Below are 21168 nucleotides of genomic sequence, written 5' to 3'. Positions count from 1 at the left end.
CCCGGCGGGAAACCGACGGGACCGAGCGGAGGAGCAGCGCACCCGTGGGGCGAGGGCCCCGGCCGTCCGGCCGGGGCCCTCGCTCAACGTGTCCACAGGGTTACGCAAAGATGTGGGGCAGATCTCGTCACGCTGACATATCCCCACGTCACAGCACCGGAACCAGGGGTTCCAGTAGCTCCTGAGGAGGGCTTCGCATCGCTGATCTCCAGGTCCGCGGCTAGCGTCGTACTAAAATTGCAGGCTTGTTCGGAGCTGGACCGGAATATCCCCAGGCGTACCTGCGGGCCCACCGGCTCCCCGGAGTCTCCGGGAACAACACGTGAGGACCCGATGGCAGCCCTCCAGCAAGGCCCCGTACTCGCGCTGTCCGACGACGAGGTGCGTGCGGAGCTCGGTGACCAGGCGCGCTTCTCCGCCGCTTCGGCCGCCTCACCGCGCACGCTCATCGACATCCTCGACGCCTCCGTACGGGCCTACCCCGACGAGCCCGCCCTCGACGACGGCCGACGCGCCCTCACCTACCGCGCCCTGGCCGCCGAGACCGAGGCCGTGCGCCGGCGGCTCGCGGAGGCCGGGGTCGGACTCGGCGACCGGGTCGGCGTGCGGGTCCCGTCCGGCACGAACGAGCTGTACGTGGCGATCCTCGGCGTCCTCGCCGCCGGTGCCGCCTATGTCCCGGTGGACGCCGAGGACCCCGCCGAGCGGGCCGAGCTGGTCTTCGGCGAGGCCGAGGTTCGCGCTGTCATCGGCGCCGGGCACGAACTGACCGTCAACGGCCGCTCCGAGGTTCCCGCGGGGCGGCCCGGCGTCGAGCACGACGCGTGGATCATCTTCACCTCCGGGTCGACCGGCAGGCCCAAGGGCGTCGCCGTGAGCCACCGCAGTGCCGCCGCCTTCGTCGACGCGGAGGCCGGCCTCTTCCTCACCGAGGAGCCGATCGGCCCCGGTGACCGGGTCATGGCGGGCCTCTCCGTCGCCTTCGACGCCTCCTGCGAGGAGATGTGGCTGGCCTGGCGGTACGGGGCCTGCCTGGTGCCCGTACCGCGCTCCCAGGTGCGCAGCGGCGCCGACCTCGGGCCCTGGCTGGTGGAGCAGGACATCTCCGTCGTCTCCACCGTGCCCACCCTCGCCGCCCTGTGGGAGCCGGAGACCCTCAACGACGTCCGGCTGCTGATCTTCGGCGGCGAGGCCTGCCCGCCGGAGCTGACGCAGCGGCTGGTGACCGAGGGCCGGGAGGTGTGGAACACCTACGGGCCGACCGAGGCGACCGTCGTGGCCTGTGCGTCGCTGCTGACCGGCGACGAGCCCATCCGGATCGGGCTGCCGCTGAACGGCTGGGAGCTGGCGGTCGTCGACGAGGCGGGCGAGCTGGTGCCGATGGGCGGCAGCGGCCAGTTGGTGATCGGCGGGGTCGGGCTCGCCCGCTACCTCGACGCGGAGAAGGACGCCGAGAAGTACGCGCCGCTCACGTCGCTGGGCTGGGAGCGGGCCTATCGCAGCGGTGACCTGGTCAAGGCCGAACCGGAGGGACTGATCTTCCTCGGCCGCGCCGACGAGCAGATCAAGCTCGGCGGACGCCGGATCGAGCTCGGCGAGGTGGACGCGGCGCTCCAGGCGCTGCCCGGTGTCGCGGGCGCGGCGTCCGCCGTGCGGACCGCGCGCGGCGGCAATCAGCTCCTCGTCGGCTACGTCGTGACCCAGGAGGGCTGGGACCGGGCGGCGGCCGTCGAGAAGCTGCGCGCCGAACTGCCCGCCGCGCTGGTGCCGCTGATCGCGCCGGTCGAGGACCTGCCGACCCGGACGTCCGGCAAGGTCGACCGGAACGCGCTGCCCTGGCCGCTGGAGGGTCTGGAGGCCGCCGGTGCCAAGGAGCAGCTCTACGGCACCGAGGCCTGGCTCGCCGAGCAGTGGAGCGAGGTGCTGGGCATCCCCGTCGGGGGAGCCGCCGACGACTTCTTCGCGATCGGCGGCAGCAGTCTCGCGGCCGCCCAGCTCACCACGCGGCTGCGCGCCCGCTACCCGAACGCCGCCGTGCTCGACGTCTACCAGCAGCCCGTGCTGCGCAAGCTGGCCCGGCATCTGGAGAAGTCCGGCCAGGACGACGGCGCCGAGCGGATCGTCGCGCCCGTCCCGTTGCGCGCCAAGCTGGTCCAGCTCCTGGTGCTGATCCCGCTGTTCGGCCTGCTCGGGCTGCGCTGGACCGTGGCGCTGGCCGCGCTCGGCAACGTACTGCACTGGTTCGGTCCGTATCCGTGGGCACCGGACACCTCGTGGTGGCTGGTGGGCGCGGGTGCGCTCGTCCTCTTCAGCCCGCCGGGACGGCTCGCCGTCGCCGCGGGCGGTGCGCGGCTGCTGCTGCGCGGGGTGAAGCCCGGCCGGTATCCACGCGGTGGCAGTGTCCACCTGCGGCTCTGGACGGCCGAGCGGCTCGCCGGGTTCAGCGGCGCGACCTCGCTGACCGGGTCCTGGCTGGAGCGGTACGCCCGTGCGCTGGGCGCCAGGATCGGCCCGGACGTGGATCTGCACTCGCTGCCTCCGGTGACCGGCATGCTCAAGCTGGGCCGCGGGGCAGCCGTCGAGTCGGAGGTGGACCTGTCGGGGTACTGGCTGGACGGTGACCGGCTGGAGATCGGCCCCGTGAAGGTGGGCGCCGGTGCCGTGGTCGGAACGCGCAGCATCCTCTTCCCCGGGGCCCGGGTCGGCAAGCGTGCCGAGGTGGCCCCGGGTTCCGCCGTGGCGGGGCAGATTCCGACCGGGCAGCGCTGGGCCGGGGCGCCCGCGCGCAAGCTCGGCAAGGCGAAGCGCGCCTGGCCCAAGGACCGGCCGCAGCGCGGCACGTACTGGCGGGCGATGTACGGCGCGACCGGGTTCGCGCTGAGCGCGCTGCCGGTGCTGGCCGCGGTCGCGGCGCTGCTGGTGGCCCGGGTGTTCGTCGGCGCGGACGCCGGGCTCGGGACGGCGCTGCGCGGTGCCGGGATCGCCCTGGTGCCGGCGACGCTCGCGTTCGGTCTGGCGTACGCGGTGCTGCTCCTGGCCTCCGTACGGCTGCTGAGCCTCGGGCTGCACGAGGGCACGCATCCGACGCACAGCCGGATCGGCTGGCAGGCCTGGACGGTCACCCAGTTGATGGACCGCTCCCGGGAGACGCTGTTCCCGCTGTACGCCGGGCTGATCACGCCGGTGTGGCTGCGGCTCCTCGGGATGCGGATCGGCCGGGGCGCCGAGGTGTCGACCGTGCTCGCGCTGCCGAGTCTGACGACGGTCGGCGAGGGCGCGTTCCTCGCCGACGACACCCTGACCGCGCCGTACGAGCTCGGTGGCGGCTGGATGCGCATCGGGCGGGCCGAGATCGGCCGCCGGGCGTTCCTCGGCAACTCGGGGATGACGGCTCCGGGCCGCAGCGTGCCGGACGGTGGTCTGGTCGGTGTGCTGTCGGCGACGCCGAAGAAGGCGAAGAAGGGCAGCTCGTATCTGGGGCTGCCGCCGATGAAGCTGCCGCGCGCGGCGCAGGGCGGCGACCAGAGCCGTACGTACGATCCGCCCGCCCGGCTGTTGTGGGCCCGCGGTCTGGTCGAGCTGTGCCGGCTGGTGCCGGTGTTCTGCTCGGCGGCGCTGGCCGTGCTGACGGTCGCCGCGCTCTGCGCGCTGGGGCCGTGGGCGTGGGCGTTCTCCGGGGCCGTGCTGCTCGCCGTGGGTGTGCTGGGGTGCCTGGTCTCGATCGTGGCGAAGTGGCTGCTGGTCGGCCGGCACCGTGCCGGTGAGCATCCGCTGTGGAGCGGTTTCGTGTGGCGCAACGAGCTGGCCGACACGTTCGTGGAGGTCGTCGCCGTGCCGTGGCTGGCGGGTTCCGTGCCCGGTACGCCGCTGATGACCGCGTGGCTGCGGGGGCTGGGAGCCAGGATCGGCAAGGGCGCGTGGATCGAGAGCTACTGGCTGCCGGAGACCGACCTCGTGACACTCGGGGACGCGACGACGGTCAACCGGGGCTGTGTGCTGCAGACCCACCTCTTCCACGACCGGATCTTGCGGACGGATACTGTGGTCCTCCGTGAGGGCGCCACCCTGGGTCCGGGCGGAATCGTCCTGCCCGGCAGCACCGTCGGGGCCCGTTCCACCCTGGGTCCCGCGTCGCTGGTGATGGCGGCGGAGTCCGTTCCCGACGACACCCGCTGGCTGGGCAATCCGATCGAGGCCTGGCGTTCGTAGCAGACTTGACCTGATCGGACGGGAAGGGCGGTACAGCGGCACGTCGAGCACAGGGCAGGGAGCAGTCGCAGCAGTGAGCGTTCAGCAGTCAGCGGGACCGGACCCCTATTTCCCGGCCAACGGAGATTCCCGTTACCGGGTGCACCGGTACGAGCTGGCGCTGGACTACCGCCCCGGCCCGAACCGGCTCTCCGGCACCGCGCGGATCAACGCCATAGCGGGCCGCTCCCCGCTGACCGAGTTCCAGCTGAACCTGGCCGACTTCCGGATCGGCCGGGTCCGTGTCGACGGCAAGGCACCGCACTACACGCACCGGGGCGGCAGGCTGCGGATGCGTCCGCCGAAACCGATACGACCGGGTGCCGCCTTCACCGTCGAGGTGCACTGGTCGGGCAATCCCAAGCCGGTCGGCAGCCCCTGGGGCGGGATCGGCTGGGAGGAGCTGGAGGACGGGGCGCTGGTGGCGAGCCAGCCGGTCGGCTCGCCGTCCTGGTACCCGTGCAACGACCGGCCGGCCGACAAGGCCGCGTACCAGATCTCGGTCACCACGCCCTCCGCGTACGCGGTGGTGGCGGGCGGCCGTCTGCTGACACGGACGACGAAGGCGTCGACGACCACCTGGGTGTACGAGCAGTCGGCGCCGACCTCCAGCTATCTGGTGGGCCTGTCGATCGGGAAGTACCAGACGGTGCTGCTCGGCGACCCGGGCCTCGGGGGCGTACCGCAGTCCGGGCATCTGCCCGCGCAACTGCTCCCGGAGTTCTCCCGGGACTTCGCCCGGCAGCCCGCGATGATGGAGCTGTTCGAGAGCGTCTTCGGGCCGTACCCGTTCGGCGAGTACGCGGTGGTGGTGACCGAGGAGGAGCTCGACGTCCCGGTCGAGGCGCAGGGTCTGTCGCTGTTCGGCGCAAACCATCTGGACGGATCGCGGGGTTCGGAGCGGCTGATCGCGCACGAGCTGGCGCACCAGTGGTTCGGCAACAGCGTGACGATCGCGGACTGGCGGCACATCTGGCTGAACGAGGGGCTCGCGAAGTACGCCGAGTGGCTGTGGTCGGAACGCTCGGGCGGGCGCCCGGCACGTCAGCTGGCCGCCGTCGCGCACCGGAAGCTGTCCGCGCTGCCGCAGGACCTGCTGCTGTCCGACCCCGGCCGCAAGCTGATGTTCGACGACCGGCTCTACGAGCGCGGCGGGCTCACCGTGCACGCGATCCGCTGCGCGTTGGGCGACGAGGCCTTCTTCCGCATGCTGCGCGGCTGGGCGACCCTGCACCGGGGCGGCGCGGTCACCACGGCCGTCTTCACCTCGCACGTCTCGCGCTACGCGGCCGAGCCTCTGGACGACCTCTTCGATGCGTGGCTGCACAGGACGGCGCTGCCGCCGCTGCCGGAGGCGGCCCCGCAGTTGCCCGCCCGGCCCGCCTACCCGCCCACCTATCCGGCGCCGAGCGCGGACCCGGCCCGGGTCCGGGGAGAATGACGGGATGACCAGCCCTTCCTGCCCTTGCGGGCTCGCCCAGCCGTACGTCCGCTGCTGCGGGCGCTTCCACCGCGGCGCGGCCGCGGCGCCGACCGCGGAGGCGCTCATGCGGTCGCGGTACTGCGCCTTCGTGAAGGAGGACGAGGGGTATCTGCTGCGGACCTGGCATCCGCGGACGCGGCCGGCCCTGGTGGAGTTCGACCCCGGGATGCGGTGGACCGGCCTGGAGATCCTCGGTTCGGGCCAGGGTTCGGCGTTCCACAGCGCCGGGACCGTGACCTTCCGGGCCTCCTACCGGGGCGGCTCGCTGCACGAGCGGAGCCGGTTCGAGCGGGTGGACGGCGCCTGGGTGTACGTGGACGGGGAGTTCCTCGACTGACGGCCGGGCGCGGCGGCCGTCAGGGTGCCAGGACGTCCAGTTCCTGGAGCGCGCCGACCGTGATCTCGCGGGTGAGGCGTTCGGCGCGGGGCCCGTCGCCCTCACGGACGGCCGCGGCGAGCTGCACGTGCAGGGTGACGGCGGCCGGGTCCGGGTCCTCGAACATGACCTCGTGATGGGTCCGGCCGGACAGTACCTCCGCGACGACGTCACCGAGGCGGGCGAACATCTCGTTGCCCGACGCGTTGAGGATGACCCGGTGGAAGGCGACGTCGTGGACGAGATACGCCTCCAGTTGCTGCCCGCGTGAGGTGGCGACCATGCCGAGCGCGCACTCGGTGAGCTCCGCGCACTGCTCGGCGGTGGCGTGCCGGGCGGCCAGTCCCGCGGCGACGGGTTCGATCGCCGAGCGCAGGACCGTGAGCGAACGCAGCTGGTGGGGACGGTCGGCGCCGGCCAGCCGCCAGCGGATGACCTGCGGGTCGTAGACGTTCCACTCGGACTTCGGGCGGACCGTCACGCCGACGCGCCGACGCGACTCGACCAGGTACATGGACTCCAGCACCCGGACCGCCTCGCGCATCACGGAGCGGGACACCTCGAAGCGCTGCGCGAGTTCGTCGGTGCGCAGCACGCTCCCCGGCGGGTAGTCGCCCGCCGTGATCGCCGGCCCGAGGGTTTCCAGTACGTGTCCGTGCAGCCCCCGGCCCCGTGTGGTCATGGGGCCAGGGTACGAGGGTGACGGCGAGAACAAAAAGTCAGACTTATATGTCACACACTCTTGAATTAGTCGTACCTAATACGTTTCAGTGGCGTCGAGATCAGATGTCGACGAAGACAGCGAGAGCGCGATGCAGCACAGTCCCACCCCCCATGTCGTCGTGGTCATGGGCGTCGCAGGCACCGGAAAGACCACCATCGGTCCCCTGCTCGCCGCCCGGCTCGGCGTTCCGTACGCCGAGGGCGACGACTTCCACCCGCGGGCCAACATCGACAAGATGACGGCCGGGACGCCGCTGACCGACGAGGACCGGTGGCCCTGGCTGGACGCCATCGGGCACTGGGCGCACGACCGGGCCGGGCTCGGCGGTGTGGTCAGCAGCTCGGCGCTGAAGCGCGGTTACCGGGACCGGCTGCGGGCGGCGGCGCCCGGGGTGGTCTTCGTCCACCTCACCGGTGACCGCGCGCTCATCGAGGACCGGATGGCGCACCGCACGGGGCACTTCATGCCCACGGCGCTCCTGGACTCGCAGTTCGCCACGCTCCAGCCGCTGGCGGCGGACGAGGCGGGGGTCCGGGTCGACGTGTCCGGCGACCCCGCCGAGATCACCGAGCGGGCCGTGGCCGCGCTCGGCGCCCTGACGCCGCCCGGACGGTAACCGCCGCCGCAGCCGCCACTCTCGCGGTGACGCCCTCCCACGCGGTGTCACCCGTCCTTCCCGGTGCCGAACCACCCCGCGCGGCGGGGGTGTTCGTCCCGCCGGTGTCTCTCCCCCACGCCTTCCCCTGCCTTCCCGCGCCTTCCGGGTGCCTTCCCGTGCCTTCCTTCGCAGGGCCTCCCGAAGGCTGTCCGGAAGGCCCTCCTTCACGCACCACCCTCCCCGCGTCCGTTTCTCAAGCAAGGAACAACCGTGACCAGACTCAGTGTCGAGATGCTGGCAGCGGACACCGTCGAGCCGATCACCTCGGCGGGCCACGCTCAACTGGGCATAGCCGTGCTGGCGGGCATAGCCGTCATCGTCCTGCTCATCACCAGGTTCAAGCTGCACGCCTTCCTGGCCCTGACCATCGGCTCACTGGCCCTCGGCGCGTTCGCCGGGGCCCCGCTCGACAAGACCATCGTCAGCTTCACCACCGGACTCGGCTCGACCGTGGCCGGTGTGGGTGTCCTGATCGCCCTCGGCGCGATCCTCGGCAAGCTCCTCGCCGACTCGGGCGGTGCCGACCGGATCGTCGACACGATCCTCGCCAAGGCGGGCGGACGTGCCCTGCCCTGGGCCATGGTGCTGATCGCCTCGGTGATCGGTCTGCCGCTGTTCTTCGAGGTCGGCATCGTGCTGCTGATCCCGGTGGTCCTGATGGTCGCCAGGCGCGGCAACTACTCGCTGATGCGCATCGGTATCCCGGCGCTCGCGGGCCTGTCCGTGATGCACGGGCTGATCCCGCCGCACCCCGGCCCGCTGGTCGCGATCGACGCGGTCAAGGCGAACCTCGGCGTCACCCTCGCGCTCGGTGTCCTGGTGGCGATCCCGACGGTGATCATCGCCGGTCCGGTGTTCTCGCGGTACGCGGCCCGCTGGGTCGACGTCCAGGCCCCCGACGGCATGATCCCGCAGCGCGCCTCGGAGGATCTGGAGAAGCGCCCGAGCTTCGGCGCCACCCTCGCCACCATGCTGCTGCCGGTGGTGCTGATGCTGGCCAAGGCGCTGGTGGACATCGTCGTCGACGACCCGGCGGACACGACTCAGCGTGTCTTCGATGTCGTCGGCGCGCCGCTGATCGCCCTGCTCGCGGCCGTGATCGTGGGCATGTTCACCCTCGGCCGCGCGGCCGGCTTCACCAAGGACCGCATCTCGAAGACCGTCGAGAAGTCCCTCGCTCCCATCGCCGGCATCCTGCTGATCGTCGGCGCGGGCGGCGGTTTCAAGCAGACGCTGATCGACTCCGGCGTGGGCCGGATGATCCTGGACATCTCCCAGGACTGGTCGGTACCCGCGCTGCTGCTGGCCTGGCTGATCGCGGTCGCCATCCGTCTGGCGACCGGCTCGGCGACCGTGGCCACCATCTCGGCGGCCGGGCTGGTCGCGCCCCTCGCGACCGGGATGTCGACCACCCACACCTCGCTGCTCGTCCTCGCGATCGGCGCGGGCTCGCTCTTCTTCAGCCATGTCAACGACGCCGGCTTCTGGCTGGTGAAGGAGTACTTCGGGCTGGACGTCGGCCAGACCGTGAAGACCTGGTCCGTCATGGAGACGATCATCTCGGTGGTGGGCGGAGCGCTGGTGCTGCTGCTGTCCCTCGTCATCTAGGGCGTGTTTCGAAAGTAGCGTCGTCCGCCCGGAGGGCGGGGCTCGCGGCGTCTGGTGCGGTGCATCGCAAGGCGGAGGGTCGTCCGCGTACTGGGCGTACTCGGGCGATCCCGACAACGCGGCGAGGTGCCGTGCCAGGCGTCGCGAGCCAGACGGGACTTTCGAAACACGCCCTAGCACCCCCTGTCCAGCGCCCCCGCGCGGGCGTCGGGAGCCTGTCCGGACGGGACCGGGCCGCGGGGAGGACCTGATTCGGTCCTCCCCGCGGCCCGGCCGTCGTCTCAGTCCCCGCTCACGGCCGCCACAAAGGATGTTCCCGGTCGGCCCAGTCGCGGCTCACCGATCCCGTGCGCAGCCCCCTCCGGGCCTCCGGGTCGCCGAGCGCCATGCCGATGTGGCCCGCGAGGACGATGCCGACGGTGAGGGCCAGCCAGTCGTGGACGAAGGTCGCCGAGGTGCGCCACACCAGCGGGGCGAGGTGGGTGAACCACATCAGCAGGCCCGTGCCCAGCATCACCAGCGTGGCCCCGGCGATCCAGGCGGCGTAGATCTTCTGTCCGGCGTTGAACTTGCCGGCCGGACGGGACCGGTGGTCCTTGTCGCGGCGGCGCACCGCCCGCAGCCACACCCGGTCGTGCGGGCCGAAGCGGTTCAGGAACCCCAGGTCACGGCGGAACGCCCGGGAGACCAGGCCCGCCAGGACCGGGAACGGAAGCATCACGCCCGCCAACTCGTGGACGCGGACGACGAGTTCGCGGCGGCCGACGAGTTCGGCGAACTGGGGGATGTAGAGGCAGGCGGCGGTGGCCACGCACACGCCCATCAGCAGGGCGGTGACCCGGTGCACCCAGCGCTCGGCCGGGGTGAAACGCCGTACGCGGGAGGAGTGCGCGGATACGGCCGGGGGGCCGTCAACTCGTGGGTTCATCGTCGCGTCCGTTCGAACGGCCGACCCAGGCGTCGACGTCGTAGCCCCGGTCCTCCCAGTACCCGGGACGGACGTCCTTGGTGACGGTGATGCCGGAGAGCCACTTGGCGGATTTGTAGAAGTACATCGGGGCCACGTACAGGCGGACCGGGCCGCCGTGGTTGTGGCCGACGGGCTTGTCCTGCATGCGCAGGGCCACCAGGACGTCCGGGCGGCGGGCCTGGCGCATGGTCAGGCTCTCCGTGTACGTGCCGTCGAAGCAGGTGAAGCGGATCGCCCCGGCCGAGTGGTGCACCCCGGCGGCGTCGAGGAGGTGGGACAGTTGTACGCCTTCGAAGGGGGTGCCGGGCACCCGCCAGCCGGTGACGCACTGGACGTCGTGCACCAGGCGGGTCTGGGGCAGGGCGCGCAGGTCGGCGAGGGTGTAGCTGGTGGGGTGGTCGACCAGGCCGTCGACGGTGAGACGGTAGTTCGTCTCGTTCCGGTGGGGGACGGAGGCGGCCACGGAGTAGTAGCGGAAGCCACCGCCGTTGGGCAGCAGTCCGGTCAGACCGGTGGGGTCCCGCTGGGAGGCGCCGGCGAGGAAGGCGTCCATGCCGCGCTGGAGTGTGGGCGCGGTCAGGACGCCGAGCGCGCCGAGTCCGAGCGTACCGAGCAGCACCCGCCGGCCGACGGGCCTGCCGCGCTCGCCGGGTTCCCAGTGTTCTTCGTGCTCTTGGTGTTCTTGGTGTTCTTGGTGTTCTTGGTGCGCACCGTGCTCTTCGCGCGCTTCGTGCTCGTCTTCTTCTTCGGGAGCCCGCGGTTCGGGCCGTTCCGGCTCGCGAGAGTCGGGCCGCTCCGGGCCCTCCGGTTTCCGCGACCTCGGTCGCTCCGGGTCCGAGGCCCCGGGCCTTTCAGTGTTCACCCCTTGATTCGAGCACCCGCGACCACCAAAAAGCCAGCGGTGGCGGGTGCTCGTCAGCGTTCCGTCATCTCTTCTTACGTACGGTCCGGGAACATCGGCCCCGAAGAGGACGGCCGGGCCTCATCAGGAGGTGGACTCGGCCGCCTTGTCCAACTGGAACGCCTCGTTGCCGAGGCCGATCCTGGCGTGCGCCTCGGGCTTGCGGGAGCGCAGCACCAGACCCTGGACCAGTCCGACGACCAGCGCGAGCCCGATGACCGCGGGCAGCAGCACGTTCAGGACGGAGTCCGGACCCGCGCCGACGAGAACGTCGAAGTCCTTGACGGTGTAGACCGCGATGACGAGCAGGGCGACGCCCGCGATCGCGGAGGTGACCAGCCGCCAGGACTGGGCGCGGGCCGCGCCGCGGCGGACGAAGAACACGATGACCGAGAGCGAGGCGGCCGCCATGAGGAGGGTGACGCCGAGCGCTCCGACGTTGCCGCCCCAGGTGAACAACTGGAGCACGGGCGCGGTCGGGTCGCCGGTCGGCTTGTCGTCGGCCAGGGCGAAGCCGCCGACCACGATCAGCGAGACGACGGTGTGCAGGAGCGAGCCGGTGCCGGGAGCGCCGCTGGACTCGGTGGTGCGGCCGAAGGCGCTGGGCAGCAGTCCCTCACGGCCCATGGCGAAGGCGTACCGCGCGACGACGTTGTGGAAGCTGAGCAGCGCCGCGAACATGCCGGTCACGAACAGCACGTGCAGGACGTCCGTGAAGGTGGAGCCGAGCCGTGACTCGGTGAGGAAGAACAGCAGCCCGGCGCTCTGCTTCTGGGACGTCCCGACGATCGCCGAGGGGCCGGTGGCGATGGTCAGCGCCCAGGAGCTGACCGCGAAGAAGACGGCGACGAATCCGATCGCGAGGAACATGACGCGCGGCACGAGGATGTGCGGGCGGCTGGTCTCCTCGGCGTACACCGGGGCCTGTTCGAAGCCGGTGAAGGCCGCGATGCAGAAGCACAGCGCGGTGCCGACGCCCGCCCCGGTGAGGGTGTCCGGGTTGAAGGCGTGCAGCGACAGGCCCGCCTTGGCGGGATCGCCGACGGCCGCCACGTCGAAGACGACGACGAGGGCCACCTCGATGATCAGCAGCACGCCGAGTACCCAGGCGTTGACGTCGATCTTCAGCCAGGCCAGTGCGCCGACGACGAGCACAGCGGCCAACGCCGGTATCCACCAGGCGACTTGGGTATCGAGGTAGGTGGCGAACAGCCCGGAGACCTCGAAGCCGAAGAGTCCGTAGATGCCGACCTGGAGCGCGCTGTAGGCGACGAGGGCGACCGCGGCGGCGCCCGCGCCCGGGGTGCCGCCGAGTCCGCGCGAGATGTACGCGTAGAAGGCGCCCGCGTTGTGGACGTGCCGGCTCATCTCGGCGTATCCGATGCTGAAGAGCACGAGGACGATGCCGAGGATGACGAAGAGAAGCGGCTGCCCGACGATTCCCATCACCGCGAATGTGGTGGGCATGACACCCGCGACCACCATGAGCGGGGCGGTCGCCGCGAGGACGGACAGGAGCAGACCCGCCGTACCCAGCCGGCCGGCGCGCAGGGCCCTGTCCTGGCCCTTGAAGGTGCTGATGCCGGCGCCGTCGGCGTCCGGTCTTCCCGTGCTCGACGTACTCGGTGTGCTCGAACTGCCCGTCGTCATCGCGGGGTCGTCCTTTCGGATGTCGGTCTTCGGGGGGGGCGTTCACACCGTGCCGAGCACGCTGTCGCGCGCGGCACGGAAGGCTTGGTACCCATCGCGGTCCGGGTACGACCACGGAGCCGGGGTGGCGTGCTCCGCGATGCGGTGGAACAGGGCGGCGGCCTCGCCGTCCCGGCCCTCGCAGATCTTGGCGTGGGCAAGGAAGTTGAGGTCGACGAGCCGGCGCGGATGGGTGCCGTGCTCCCACTCCAGCCACCAGTCGAAGGCGGCCTTCAGCACCTGGCGGGCCCGGCGCCCGGCCCAGTGTCCGGAGGCCACCGGGTCGGCGGCCTCGATCCCGGCCCCGGCGAGCACCCGGAAGCGCTCGGCGTGCGCGACGACCGGGAGGATCGCGAGCGGCGAGTCGGCGGGCGCCTGTTCGGCCGCCCAGTTGGCGAAGTCGTACACCTCGTGCAAGGGGTCCTGGCCCGCGGCGGCACGCCGCTCCGCGAGCCGGGCGACCATCAGATGGTGCGCGTGGTGGTGGACGGCGTGCCGGTGGCGCACCTCGTCGAAGAGCCGGACCATCTCGTCCTCGGCGCCGAGTGCGCGCTCCAGGACGAGCAGGCCGAGCCAGGGGGTCGGGTCGCCGGGGGCGAGGGCCGCGGCCCGGTGGCAGGCCTCGCGGGCACTCTCCGGGCGTTCCTTGCCGTGCAGGGCACGCTCCACGGTGGCGCAGCCGAGGAGTACGGCCGCGTCGGGGGACTCCGGTTCGGCGAGCTGCCAGTCGCGGGCCCAGGCGAGCGTCGCGGACTCCTGCGCGAGCACGGTGACGCGGTGCCCGCGACGGTCCCAGTCCTCGCCGGTCGCGGCGAGCAGTGAGCGGACGTCCGTCCACCGCCCCTGGTTCAACGAGGTGCGTGCGGCGGCGAGTTCGGCGTCGTCGAGGGCGGCGTCGAAGGCCTGGGACGTCCGCTTGCGACCGCGGCCCAGGGGAGGTGGGGGTGGTGACACCGCTGCTCAACCTCACATGCGCGGTTCGTCAAAGGGTGATCACGCACAGCAAACCCGGAGCCACGGGTTCAAGTCAAGCTCCGGCCAAATCACTACACGTGTCAACTGCCTTTACTTGCGCCGCAGTTGGCTGCACATCACGCACATTGTCCCGAACGACCGCCCTTTACCGGCGACTTGAACAGCCCGCTTGTCTCTCCAGCACGAACAGCCGCCCTGTTCGGACGTGTCGTACGGCCGCCGTGGTCCGGTGGCTTGAACAGCCGCCCCGGACCACGGCACGAACGGCCGCCCCGGTTCGGTCAGCTCACCGCCTCGGCGGCCGCACGGCCGGCCGTGCGGCCGGAGAAGAGGCAGCCCCCGAGGAAAGTGCCCTCCAGGGACCGGTACCCATGGACTCCGCCGCCGCCGAACCCGGCGGCCTCACCGGCCGCGTAGAGACCCGCCAGCGGCTCGCCGCCCTCCGTCAGCACCCGCGAGGAGAGGTCGGTCTCCAGACCGCCGAGGGTCTTGCGGGTCAGGATGTTGAGGCGCACCGCGATCAGCGGACCGGCCTTGGGGTCGAGGATGCGGTGCGGGGTCGCCGTGCGGATGAGCTTGTCGCCGAGGTAGTTGCGGGCTCCGCGGATCGACATGACCTGGAGATCCTTGGTGAAGGGGTTGGCGATCTCCCGGTCGCGCGCGACGATCTCGTGGCGCAGCGCCGCCTCGTCGATGAGCGGCTTCTCGGTGAGCGCGTTCATCCCGCGCACCAGCGCGGCGAGGTCGTTCTCCACGACGAAGTCGACGCCGTTGTCCATGAACGCCTTGACCGGACCGGGCACATCGGCGCGGGCCCGTCCGATGACGCCCTTGATCGACTTGCCGGTCAGATCGGGGTTCTGCTCCGAACCGGAGAGCGCGAACTCCTTGCCGATGATCTTCTGGTCGAGGACGAACCAGGTGTAGTCGTATCCGGTCCGCATGATGTGTTCGAGGGTGCCGAGGGTGTCGAAGCCCGGGAAGAGCGGCACCGGAAGCCGGTTGCCGCGCGCGTCCAGCCAGAGGCTGGAGGGGCCCGGCAGGATGCGGATGCCGTGCTTGTCCCAGATGGGGTTCCAGTTCTGGATGCCCTCGGTGTAGTGCCACATGCGGTCGCGGTTGATGAGACGGGCGCCGGCCTCCTCGGCGATCCCGAGCATCGCGCCGTCGACGTGGGCGGGGACTCCGGAGATCATCCGCTCGGGCGGGGTGCCGAGCCGCTCGGGCCAGTTGGCGCGCACGAGGTCGTGGTTGCCGCCGATGCCGCCGGAGGTGACGATCACCGCCTGGGCCCTGAGCTCGAAGGCGCCGGTGACCGTACGGCTGCTGGCCTGGCCGCGCTCGATGGCGGACGGCTCCAGCACCTCGCCGGTGACGGTGTCGACGGAGCCCGCGCTGCCGGACAGGCCGGTGACCCGGTGCCGGAACCTCAGCTCGACCAGGCCGCGGGCGACCCCCTCCCGCACCCGCCGCTCGAAGGGCGCGACGAGACCGGGGCCGGTCCCCCAGGTGATGTGGAAGCGCGGCACCGAGTTGCCGTGCCCGTTGGCGTCGTAGCCGCCGCGCTCGGCCCAGCCCACCACCGGGAAGAAGCGCACACCCTGCCGGTGCAGCCAGGGCCGCTTCTCGCCGGCCGCGAAGTCGACGTACGCCTCGGCCCACTGGCGCGGCCAGTGGTCCTCGGGGCGGTCGAAGCCCGCGGTGCCCATCCAGTCCTGGAGGGCGAGCGCGTGATTGTCCTTGATCCGCATGCGGCGCTGTTCGGGCGAGTCGACGAAGAAGAGTCCGCCGAAGGACCAGTGCGCCTGGCCGCCGATCGACTGCTCGGGCTCCTGGTCCAGGAGGATCACCTTGCGGCCCGCGTCGACGAGCTCCGCGGTCGCCGCGAGCCCCGCGAGGCCCGCTCCGATGACGATCACATCTGCGTCGTAGGCCATGGGCCCGTCCTCTCGACATTCCGACTGGTCGGATCGGGTCGGTGCCAAAAAGGGCGCTTTGATGACATTTGTCACGAACCGATCGACAGCGTGCTGGTTGGTGAGACATTGGTGGTGGTCGACCGTACGCACGGCCGACCGGCACTTGTTACTGATCGGTCAGATCCTTCGGCAAGGAAGGTGACCGAGTCAACTGCCTGGTTCTCGGTACTCCCGGGGGCAGGCCCCCGGCCCATGGCACTACAGTCGGCGGGATACGCACCACTGGCCCGCCCCGACTCCCGATGTATCGAGGTACCCAGCGTGTCGGTACTGGTTCTGGTCCTCGCCGTGAGCGCGGCCTGCTGTCTGGGCTTCGGCTTCGTGCTCCAGCAGAACGCGGCCTCGCACGCCCCGCTCAGCGACTTCCTCTCCCCCCGCCTGCTGCTCGACCTCATCCGGGTCCCGCGCTGGCTGGGCGGTATCGGACTCATGGTGTGCGGCATGGTCCTCGGCGCGATCGCGCTGGGCAACGGCGAGGTCTCGCTGGTGGAACCGCTCCTCGCCACCAACCTGCTCTTCGCCCTCGCGCTCTCCCGCCACCAGACCAAGCAGCCGCTCGGCAAGCAGGGCTGGGCCGGGCTCCTGCTGCTCGCGGGCGGTGTCTCCGCGTTCATCGTGGCCGGGCAGCCGCAGGGCGGCGACGCCGTCAGCGACCCGCTGCGGCACTGGCTGATCATCGGGATCGTGGTCGGGCTCGCCCTGCTGCTCACCACCTACGCCAAGCGGTCCCGGCTGAGCGCGGGGCCGGTGCTGCTCGCCACCGCCGCGGGGCTGCTGTACGGCCTTCAGGACGCGCTCACCCGGGTCAGCGGCCAGCGGTTCAGCGCCGGCGGCTGGACCGAGCTGATCACCGGCTGGCAGCCGTACGCGGTGATCACCCTCGGCGTGACCGGGCTGATCCTGGTCCAGAGCGCCTTCGAGACGGCACCGCTGAGGATGTCGCTGCCCGCGCTCACCGCCGCCCAGCCGCTGGCCGGCATCGCCTGCGGGGTGGGCTTCCTCGGGGACCAGCTGCGCACCGATGCCGGCGCACTCGCCTGGCAGGCCGCGGGGCTCGCGGGTGTCGTGGCCGGGATCATCCTGCTGGGGATGCACCCGGCGATGCCCTCGGGCACGGCGGAACCGGAGCGCTCCCGGGACCTCCAGCCGCACTGAGGGAGATCCGCACCCGCCGATCCACCTCCGGCGGAGTCGCCGGCTGCTTGGATGGGTCCATGAATGCCGCTGACGAGATCCTCGACATCGTGGACGAGAACGACCAGGTCATCGGGCAGTCCCCACGCGGGGAGGCGTACGCGCGCGGGCTGCGCCACCGGTGCGTGTTCATCGAGGCGCGGGACGCCGAGGGCCGGGTCTTCGTCCATCGGCGCACCGCCACCAAACTGGTGTTCCCCTCCCACTACGACATGTTCGTGGGCGGGGTCGTCGGTGCCGGCGAGTCCTACGACGACGCGGCGCTCCGCGAGGCCGAGGAGGAACTCGGCGTCTCCGGTCTCCCCCGGCCGACCCCCCTGTTCACGTTCCTGTACGACGACGGGGCCGGCGCCACCTGGTGGTCGGCCGTGTACGAGGTCCGCTGCGAGCTTCCGGTGGACCCGCAGGCCGAGGAGGTCGCCTGGCACTCCTTCCTCACCGACGAGGAACTGGAGCGCCGGCTGCCCGAGTGGAACTGGGTACCGGACGGACTGGCGGGCTACCAGCGGCTCAGGGACTACCGGGCGATGGACTGAGCGCGGACGGCCCGGCCGGTCCCGGGTGGCCCGGGCGGTACTGACAGCGTCCCGCGCCGGGCTCCCCGGTAGGGTCCTGGGCGTGATCGAACTCGTGCGCAATGTCCGGTTGTGGTTCGCGCCGCAGGAGATCCGGGACGAGGGCAGGACCCCGGACTACCGGTTCTCGCTGGCCAATGAGCGGACCTTTCTGGCCTGGCTGCGCACGGCGCTCGCCCTCATCGGCGGGGGCTTCGCCGTGGACCAGTTCCTGCCGGACCTGCGCTGGGCCTGGCGAGCCGGTCTCGCCCTCGCGCTGCTGGCGGCGGGCGTGCTCTGCGCGCTGCGGGCCGTCAATCACTGGGTGCGCTGCGAACGGGCGATGCGGCGCGGCGAGGACCTGCCGGTGTCGCGCTTCCCGGCGGTGCTGAGCATCGTCGTGGCGGTCGTCGCGGTCGCGATGGTCGTCGTGGTCCTGGTCGGCTGGGCGGGATGACCACGCCCGCCCGGGAGGAACGGGACCCGGGCCTCCAGCCGGAACGCACGCGGCTGGCCTGGCGCCGTACGACCCTCTCCAGCACCGTCGCCGCCGTACTCGCCGCGAAGGCGGCCCTGCACGACAGGGACTCGGCCGCCGGAATCGTGGCGTGCGCGTTCTGCTGCGTTCTCTGGCTGGCGTTCCTCGGCCTCGCCCACCGCCGCATCCGCACACTGGCGACCGCGGGCCCCGCGGGCCCCACCCCGCTCCCTCCCCGGCACGCGACGGCGACGGCCCTGTGCACGGTGGCGCTGGCCGTGTGCGCGTTGGCGCTGGTGTTCTGAGCGGTGACGGCCGCTTCCCCGTGACCGCGTTCCGGCGGCCGCGCGTTCCAGCGGCGACCATGACGCTGTCGGGGCTGTCGGGGCGGGAGGCGCACGGTCGCGACAGCCTCGGCCCGCTCTCCCGTACCCGGGCGCCACGCGCCAGGAAATAGCCCGAATCATGACGGTTTGCGGCGATAGCCTGAGGTGTCGCCCCACCCCCGCTCGGCGCGGGAGGCGCACCGAACGGGCACCCCACCGCACGTCACAGCCGAAGGTGAGCACGATGACCACCCTTCACCAGGAGCACCCCACCCACCAGCACGTCCACGATCCGGACTGCGGCCACACCGAGGTGCGGCACGGGGACCACGTCGACTACGCGCACGACGGACATCTGCATCGCGAGCACTCGGGACACTGGGACGAGTGCGAGCCGAGCGGCCACGCGGCGCACGACCGGCACGCCCACCAGCACGGCGAGGGCTGCGGACATCCCGCCGTGACGCACGGGGATCACGTCGACTATCTGCACGACGGCCATCGGCACGCGGAGCACGACGGGCACTGGGACGATCACTGACCCTTTCGCCCCGACGGCGTCTCCCCCGGACCCGCGCGCTCCGGGGGAGACGCCGATCACGTTTCGCGCAGCCGCTGGACGACATACCGACTGGTCGGCATCATGGTCACGTCCCGTTCCCGTGTGCTGAGGAGCAATGATGAGCCCGGACCACCCGCCAGGTCTCGATCTCGACCGGTTGCGCGGCCTGCTCGACCGTGAGCGGCCAGGACTGGTGAACGGCCCGCTGACCGGCCGACTGATCGAGGGCGGACGGTCGAACCTCACCTACGCGGTCTCCGACGGCACCGCCCGGTGGGTCGTACGACGGCCCCCGCTGGGGCACGTACTGGCCACGGCGCACGACATGAAGCGCGAGCACCGGGTGATCAGCGCGCTGCACCCGACGGCCGTCCCGGTCCCGAACCCCGTGCTGCTGTGCGAGGACGAGTCGGTGCTCGGCGCCCCGTTCTACGTCATGGAGTTCGTGGAGGGCACCCCGTACCGCACGGCGGACCAGCTCGCCCCGCTCGGCCCGCAGCGCACCCGCGACGCGGTGATCGGCCTGGTGGACACCCTGGTCGAACTGCACGCGGTGGACCCGGCCGCGGTGGGTCTCGCCGACTTCGGCCGGCCCGAGGGCTTCCTGGACCGGCAACTGCGCCGCTGGGGCAAGCAGTTGGACGCGTCCCGCAACCGCGAGCTGGCCGGCATCGACGAACTGCACGCCGCCCTGGGCCGCGAACTGCCCGACTCCCCCGCGCCCACCGTCGTCCACGGCGACTACCGGCTCGACAACGTGCTGATCGGGCCCGACGACCGGATCAGGGCGATCCTGGACTGGGAGATGTCCACCCTCGGCGATCCGCTCACCGACCTCGGGCTTCTCGTCATGTACAGCACGCGCCTGAACCTGCCCAACTCCCCCATCAGCACGACCGCTTCGGCCGCCGGGCACCCGGCGGCGGCCGAGCTCGTCGAGCGGTACGCCGCGCGCTCGGGGCGCGACGTCTCCGCGGTCTCCTGGTACACGGCCTTCGCCTGGTTCAAGCTCGCCGTGATCCTGGAGGGCATCCACTACCGCTACACCAAGGGCCAGACGGTCGGCGGCGGCTTCGACCGCATCGGTGAACTGGTCCCCGTCTTCATCGAGCACGGCCTGACCACCCTTCAGGAAGGCTGATCCGCCATGGACTTCGGATTCGACGCGCGCACCGAAGAGCTGCGCCAGAAGCTGCTCGCCTTCATGGACGAGTACGTCTATCCGGCGGAGGCCGTCGCGGAGGAGCAGCGCGCTCTGCTGGCCTCGCCGTGGGACACGCCCGCCGTGGTCGGCGAGCTGAAGGCCGAGGCCCGCAGGCAGGGCCTGTGGAACCTCTTCCTGCCGGACGCCGAGTACGGTGCCGGGCTGACCAATCTCCAGTACGCGCCGCTCGCCGAGATCACCGGCCGCAGCCCGCACCTGGCGCCCACCGCGCTGAACTGCGCGGCCCCCGACACCGGGAACATGGAGGTGCTCACCCAGTTCGGCGACGAGCGCCAGAAGAAGCAGTGGCTGGAGCCGCTGCTCGCCGGGGAGATCCGCTCCGCGTTCGCGATGACGGAGCCCGAGGTCGCCTCCTCCGACGCCACGAACATCACCACGCTGATCGAGCGGGACGGCGACGAGTACGTCATCACGGGCCGCAAGTGGTACATCTCCGGGGCGATGAACCCCGACTGCAAGATCTTCATCGTGATGGGCAAGACGGACCCGGACGGCGCCGACATCCGCCGCCAGCAGTCGATGGTCCTGGTCCCGCGCGACACTCCGGGCCTCGTGGTGCGGCGCGCCATGCAGGTGTACGGCTACGAGGACCACTCCCACGGCGGGCACGCGGAGGTCGTCTTCGACCACGTCCGGGTCCCGGTGAGCAACCTGGTCGGCGAGGAGGGCGGCGGTTTCGCCATCGCGCAGGCGCGGCTCGGTCCGGGCCGGATCCACCACTGCATGCGGCTGATCGGCATGGCCGAGCGTGCCATCGAGCTGATGTGCCGCCGGGCGGTGTCCCGTACGGCGTTCGGGAAGCCGCTGGCCCAGCAGGGCGTCGTACAGAACTGGATCGCCGACGCGCGGGTCGCCGTCGAGCAACTGCGTCTGCTGGTCCTGAAGACCGCCTGGATGATGGACACGGTCGGCAACAAGGGCGCGCACACGGAGATCCAGGCCATCAAGATCGCCACTCCGCGCACGGTCGTCGACATCCTCGACAAGGCGGTCCAGCTGCACGGCGCCGGCGGCGTCAGCCAGGACTTCCCGCTGGCCGAACTGTGGGCCGCCGCGCGGACGCTGAAGCTCGCCGACGGTCCCGACGAGGTCCACCAGCGCTCGCTGGCGTACCGGGAGATCAAGAAGTACGTCTGACGCCGACGGGGCGGGGGGAGTTTTTCGCCCCCTCCGCCCCTTCCCGTCCCGAACCCGGGGCGCTGCCCCCGGACCCCCGCT

At 71.6% G+C, this 21168-nt stretch carries 18 protein-coding genes; 12 read left to right on the top strand and 6 right to left on the bottom strand.

The features are described from left to right. Positions 1-333: 333 nt before the first annotated feature. The 3 genes from OHT01_RS31325 (at position 334) to OHT01_RS31315 (ending at position 6068) form a co-directional block, all read left to right on the top strand. The gene (locus OHT01_RS31325; RefSeq protein ID WP_328556460.1) at positions 334-4209 is read left to right on the top strand and encodes a Pls/PosA family non-ribosomal peptide synthetase; all 3876 of its coding nucleotides are present in this window, start codon (positions 334-336) and stop codon (positions 4207-4209) included. A 73-nt stretch (positions 4210-4282) separates the two neighbouring features. Beyond that, positions 4283-5689 (top strand): M1 family metallopeptidase, encoded by a 1407-nt coding sequence (locus OHT01_RS31320; protein ID WP_328556459.1) that lies wholly within the window; start codon positions 4283-4285, stop codon positions 5687-5689. Positions 5690-5693: 4 nt separating this feature from the next. After that, positions 5694-6068, top strand: a complete 375-nt coding sequence (locus OHT01_RS31315) for a YchJ family protein (protein ID WP_328556458.1) — start codon at positions 5694-5696, stop codon at positions 6066-6068. 19 nt (positions 6069-6087) lie between these two features. Here OHT01_RS31315 and OHT01_RS31310 read toward each other — a convergent pair whose 3' ends face one another. Continuing rightward, positions 6088-6789, bottom strand: a complete 702-nt coding sequence (locus tag OHT01_RS31310) for a FadR/GntR family transcriptional regulator (RefSeq protein WP_328556457.1) — start codon at positions 6787-6789, stop codon at positions 6088-6090. Positions 6790-6919: 130 nt separating this feature from the next. Between OHT01_RS31310 and OHT01_RS31305 the strand changes: the two genes are divergently transcribed. Both OHT01_RS31305 and OHT01_RS31300 read left to right on the top strand, forming a co-directional pair. Continuing rightward, positions 6920-7447, top strand: a complete 528-nt coding sequence (locus OHT01_RS31305; protein ID WP_328556456.1) for a gluconokinase — start codon at positions 6920-6922, stop codon at positions 7445-7447. Between the two features lie 252 nt (positions 7448-7699). After that, entirely contained in the window at positions 7700-9097 is a 1398-nt protein-coding gene (locus tag OHT01_RS31300) for a GntP family permease (RefSeq protein ID WP_328556455.1), read from the top strand. Between the two features lie 292 nt (positions 9098-9389). Here the strand turns inward: OHT01_RS31300 and OHT01_RS31295 are convergent, their stop codons facing one another. The 5 genes from OHT01_RS31295 to OHT01_RS31275 all read right to left on the bottom strand — a co-directional run bounded on the left by OHT01_RS31295 (position 9390) and on the right by OHT01_RS31275 (position 15569). Next, a complete protein-coding gene (locus OHT01_RS31295; protein WP_328556454.1) occupies positions 9390-10025 on the bottom strand; it encodes a cytochrome b/b6 domain-containing protein in 636 nt (211 codons plus the stop codon). Continuing rightward, on the bottom strand, positions 10009-10686 hold the full coding sequence (locus OHT01_RS31290) for a molybdopterin-dependent oxidoreductase (RefSeq protein WP_328556453.1): 678 nt from the start codon (positions 10684-10686) through the stop codon (positions 10009-10011). Before OHT01_RS31290 ends, OHT01_RS31295 begins: the two co-directional genes overlap by 17 nt. A 366-nt stretch (positions 10687-11052) precedes the next feature. Then, a complete protein-coding gene (locus OHT01_RS31285; RefSeq protein WP_328556452.1) occupies positions 11053-12618 on the bottom strand; it encodes an APC family permease in 1566 nt (521 codons plus the stop codon). A 42-nt stretch (positions 12619-12660) separates the two neighbouring features. Further along, positions 12661-13611 (bottom strand): hypothetical protein, encoded by a 951-nt coding sequence (locus OHT01_RS31280; RefSeq protein WP_328556451.1) that lies wholly within the window; start codon positions 13609-13611, stop codon positions 12661-12663. Between the two features lie 302 nt (positions 13612-13913). Next, positions 13914-15569: an FAD-binding dehydrogenase gene (locus OHT01_RS31275; RefSeq protein WP_328556450.1), complete on the bottom strand. Its 1656-nt coding sequence runs from the start codon at positions 15567-15569 to the stop codon at positions 13914-13916. A 303-nt stretch (positions 15570-15872) separates the two neighbouring features. Here OHT01_RS31275 and OHT01_RS31270 point away from each other — a divergent pair, with 303 nt between their 5' ends. From OHT01_RS31270 to OHT01_RS31240, 7 genes are all read left to right on the top strand, one after another. Next, positions 15873-16766, top strand: coding sequence for a DMT family transporter (locus OHT01_RS31270; protein WP_328556449.1), 894 nt, complete (start codon positions 15873-15875; stop codon positions 16764-16766). Positions 16767-16825: 59 nt separating this feature from the next. Further along, on the top strand, positions 16826-17341 hold the full coding sequence (locus OHT01_RS31265; protein WP_328556448.1) for an NUDIX hydrolase: 516 nt from the start codon (positions 16826-16828) through the stop codon (positions 17339-17341). Positions 17342-17423: 82 nt separating this feature from the next. After that, positions 17424-17816, top strand: a complete 393-nt coding sequence (locus tag OHT01_RS31260) for a YidH family protein (protein WP_328556447.1) — start codon at positions 17424-17426, stop codon at positions 17814-17816. Then, on the top strand, positions 17813-18142 hold the full coding sequence (locus tag OHT01_RS31255) for a DUF202 domain-containing protein (RefSeq protein WP_328556446.1): 330 nt from the start codon (positions 17813-17815) through the stop codon (positions 18140-18142). The genes OHT01_RS31260 and OHT01_RS31255 overlap by 4 nt, the downstream gene beginning before the upstream one ends. A gap of 265 nt (positions 18143-18407) precedes the next feature. Further along, entirely contained in the window at positions 18408-18704 is a 297-nt protein-coding gene (locus OHT01_RS31250; protein ID WP_328556445.1) for a hypothetical protein, read from the top strand. Positions 18705-18843: 139 nt separating this feature from the next. Beyond that, positions 18844-19866 carry a phosphotransferase family protein gene (locus OHT01_RS31245; RefSeq protein WP_328558337.1) on the top strand — a complete coding sequence of 341 codons (1023 nt, stop codon included), beginning with the start codon at positions 18844-18846 and terminating at the stop codon, positions 19864-19866. A gap of 6 nt (positions 19867-19872) precedes the next feature. Continuing rightward, positions 19873-21087: an acyl-CoA dehydrogenase family protein gene (locus OHT01_RS31240; RefSeq protein WP_328556444.1), complete on the top strand. Its 1215-nt coding sequence runs from the start codon at positions 19873-19875 to the stop codon at positions 21085-21087. Positions 21088-21168 lie beyond the last annotated feature (81 nt).

The organism is Streptomyces sp. NBC_00358 (genome assembly GCF_036099295.1).
GTDB lineage: Bacteria > Actinomycetota > Actinomycetes > Streptomycetales > Streptomycetaceae > Streptomyces.
Note: the sequence above shows the minus strand (reverse complement) of the source record. Positions and strands in the feature narration are given on the sequence as shown.

What these genes read in the sequence shown, in the direction of transcription:
- OHT01_RS31250 (WP_328556445.1), top strand. Translation starts at nt 18,408, where the DNA reads ATGACCACCCTTCACCAGGAGCACCCCACCCACCAGCACGTCCACGAT.
- OHT01_RS31275 (WP_328556450.1), bottom strand. Translation starts at nt 15,569, where the DNA reads ATGGCCTACGACGCAGATGTGATCGTCATCGGAGCGGGCCTCGCGGGG.
- OHT01_RS31265 (WP_328556448.1), top strand. Translation starts at nt 16,826, where the DNA reads ATGAATGCCGCTGACGAGATCCTCGACATCGTGGACGAGAACGACCAG.
- OHT01_RS31315 (WP_328556458.1), top strand. Translation starts at nt 5,694, where the DNA reads ATGACCAGCCCTTCCTGCCCTTGCGGGCTCGCCCAGCCGTACGTCCGC.
- OHT01_RS31240 (WP_328556444.1), top strand. Translation starts at nt 19,873, where the DNA reads ATGGACTTCGGATTCGACGCGCGCACCGAAGAGCTGCGCCAGAAGCTG.
- OHT01_RS31295 (WP_328556454.1), bottom strand. Translation starts at nt 10,025, where the DNA reads ATGAACCCACGAGTTGACGGCCCCCCGGCCGTATCCGCGCACTCCTCC.
- OHT01_RS31255 (WP_328556446.1), top strand. Translation starts at nt 17,813, where the DNA reads ATGACCACGCCCGCCCGGGAGGAACGGGACCCGGGCCTCCAGCCGGAA.
- OHT01_RS31305 (WP_328556456.1), top strand. Translation starts at nt 6,920, where the DNA reads ATGCAGCACAGTCCCACCCCCCATGTCGTCGTGGTCATGGGCGTCGCA.
- OHT01_RS31325 (WP_328556460.1), top strand. Translation starts at nt 334, where the DNA reads ATGGCAGCCCTCCAGCAAGGCCCCGTACTCGCGCTGTCCGACGACGAG.
- OHT01_RS31245 (WP_328558337.1), top strand. Translation starts at nt 18,844, where the DNA reads ATGAGCCCGGACCACCCGCCAGGTCTCGATCTCGACCGGTTGCGCGGC.
- OHT01_RS31310 (WP_328556457.1), bottom strand. Translation starts at nt 6,789, where the DNA reads ATGACCACACGGGGCCGGGGGCTGCACGGACACGTACTGGAAACCCTC.
- OHT01_RS31285 (WP_328556452.1), bottom strand. Translation starts at nt 12,618, where the DNA reads ATGACGACGGGCAGTTCGAGCACACCGAGTACGTCGAGCACGGGAAGA.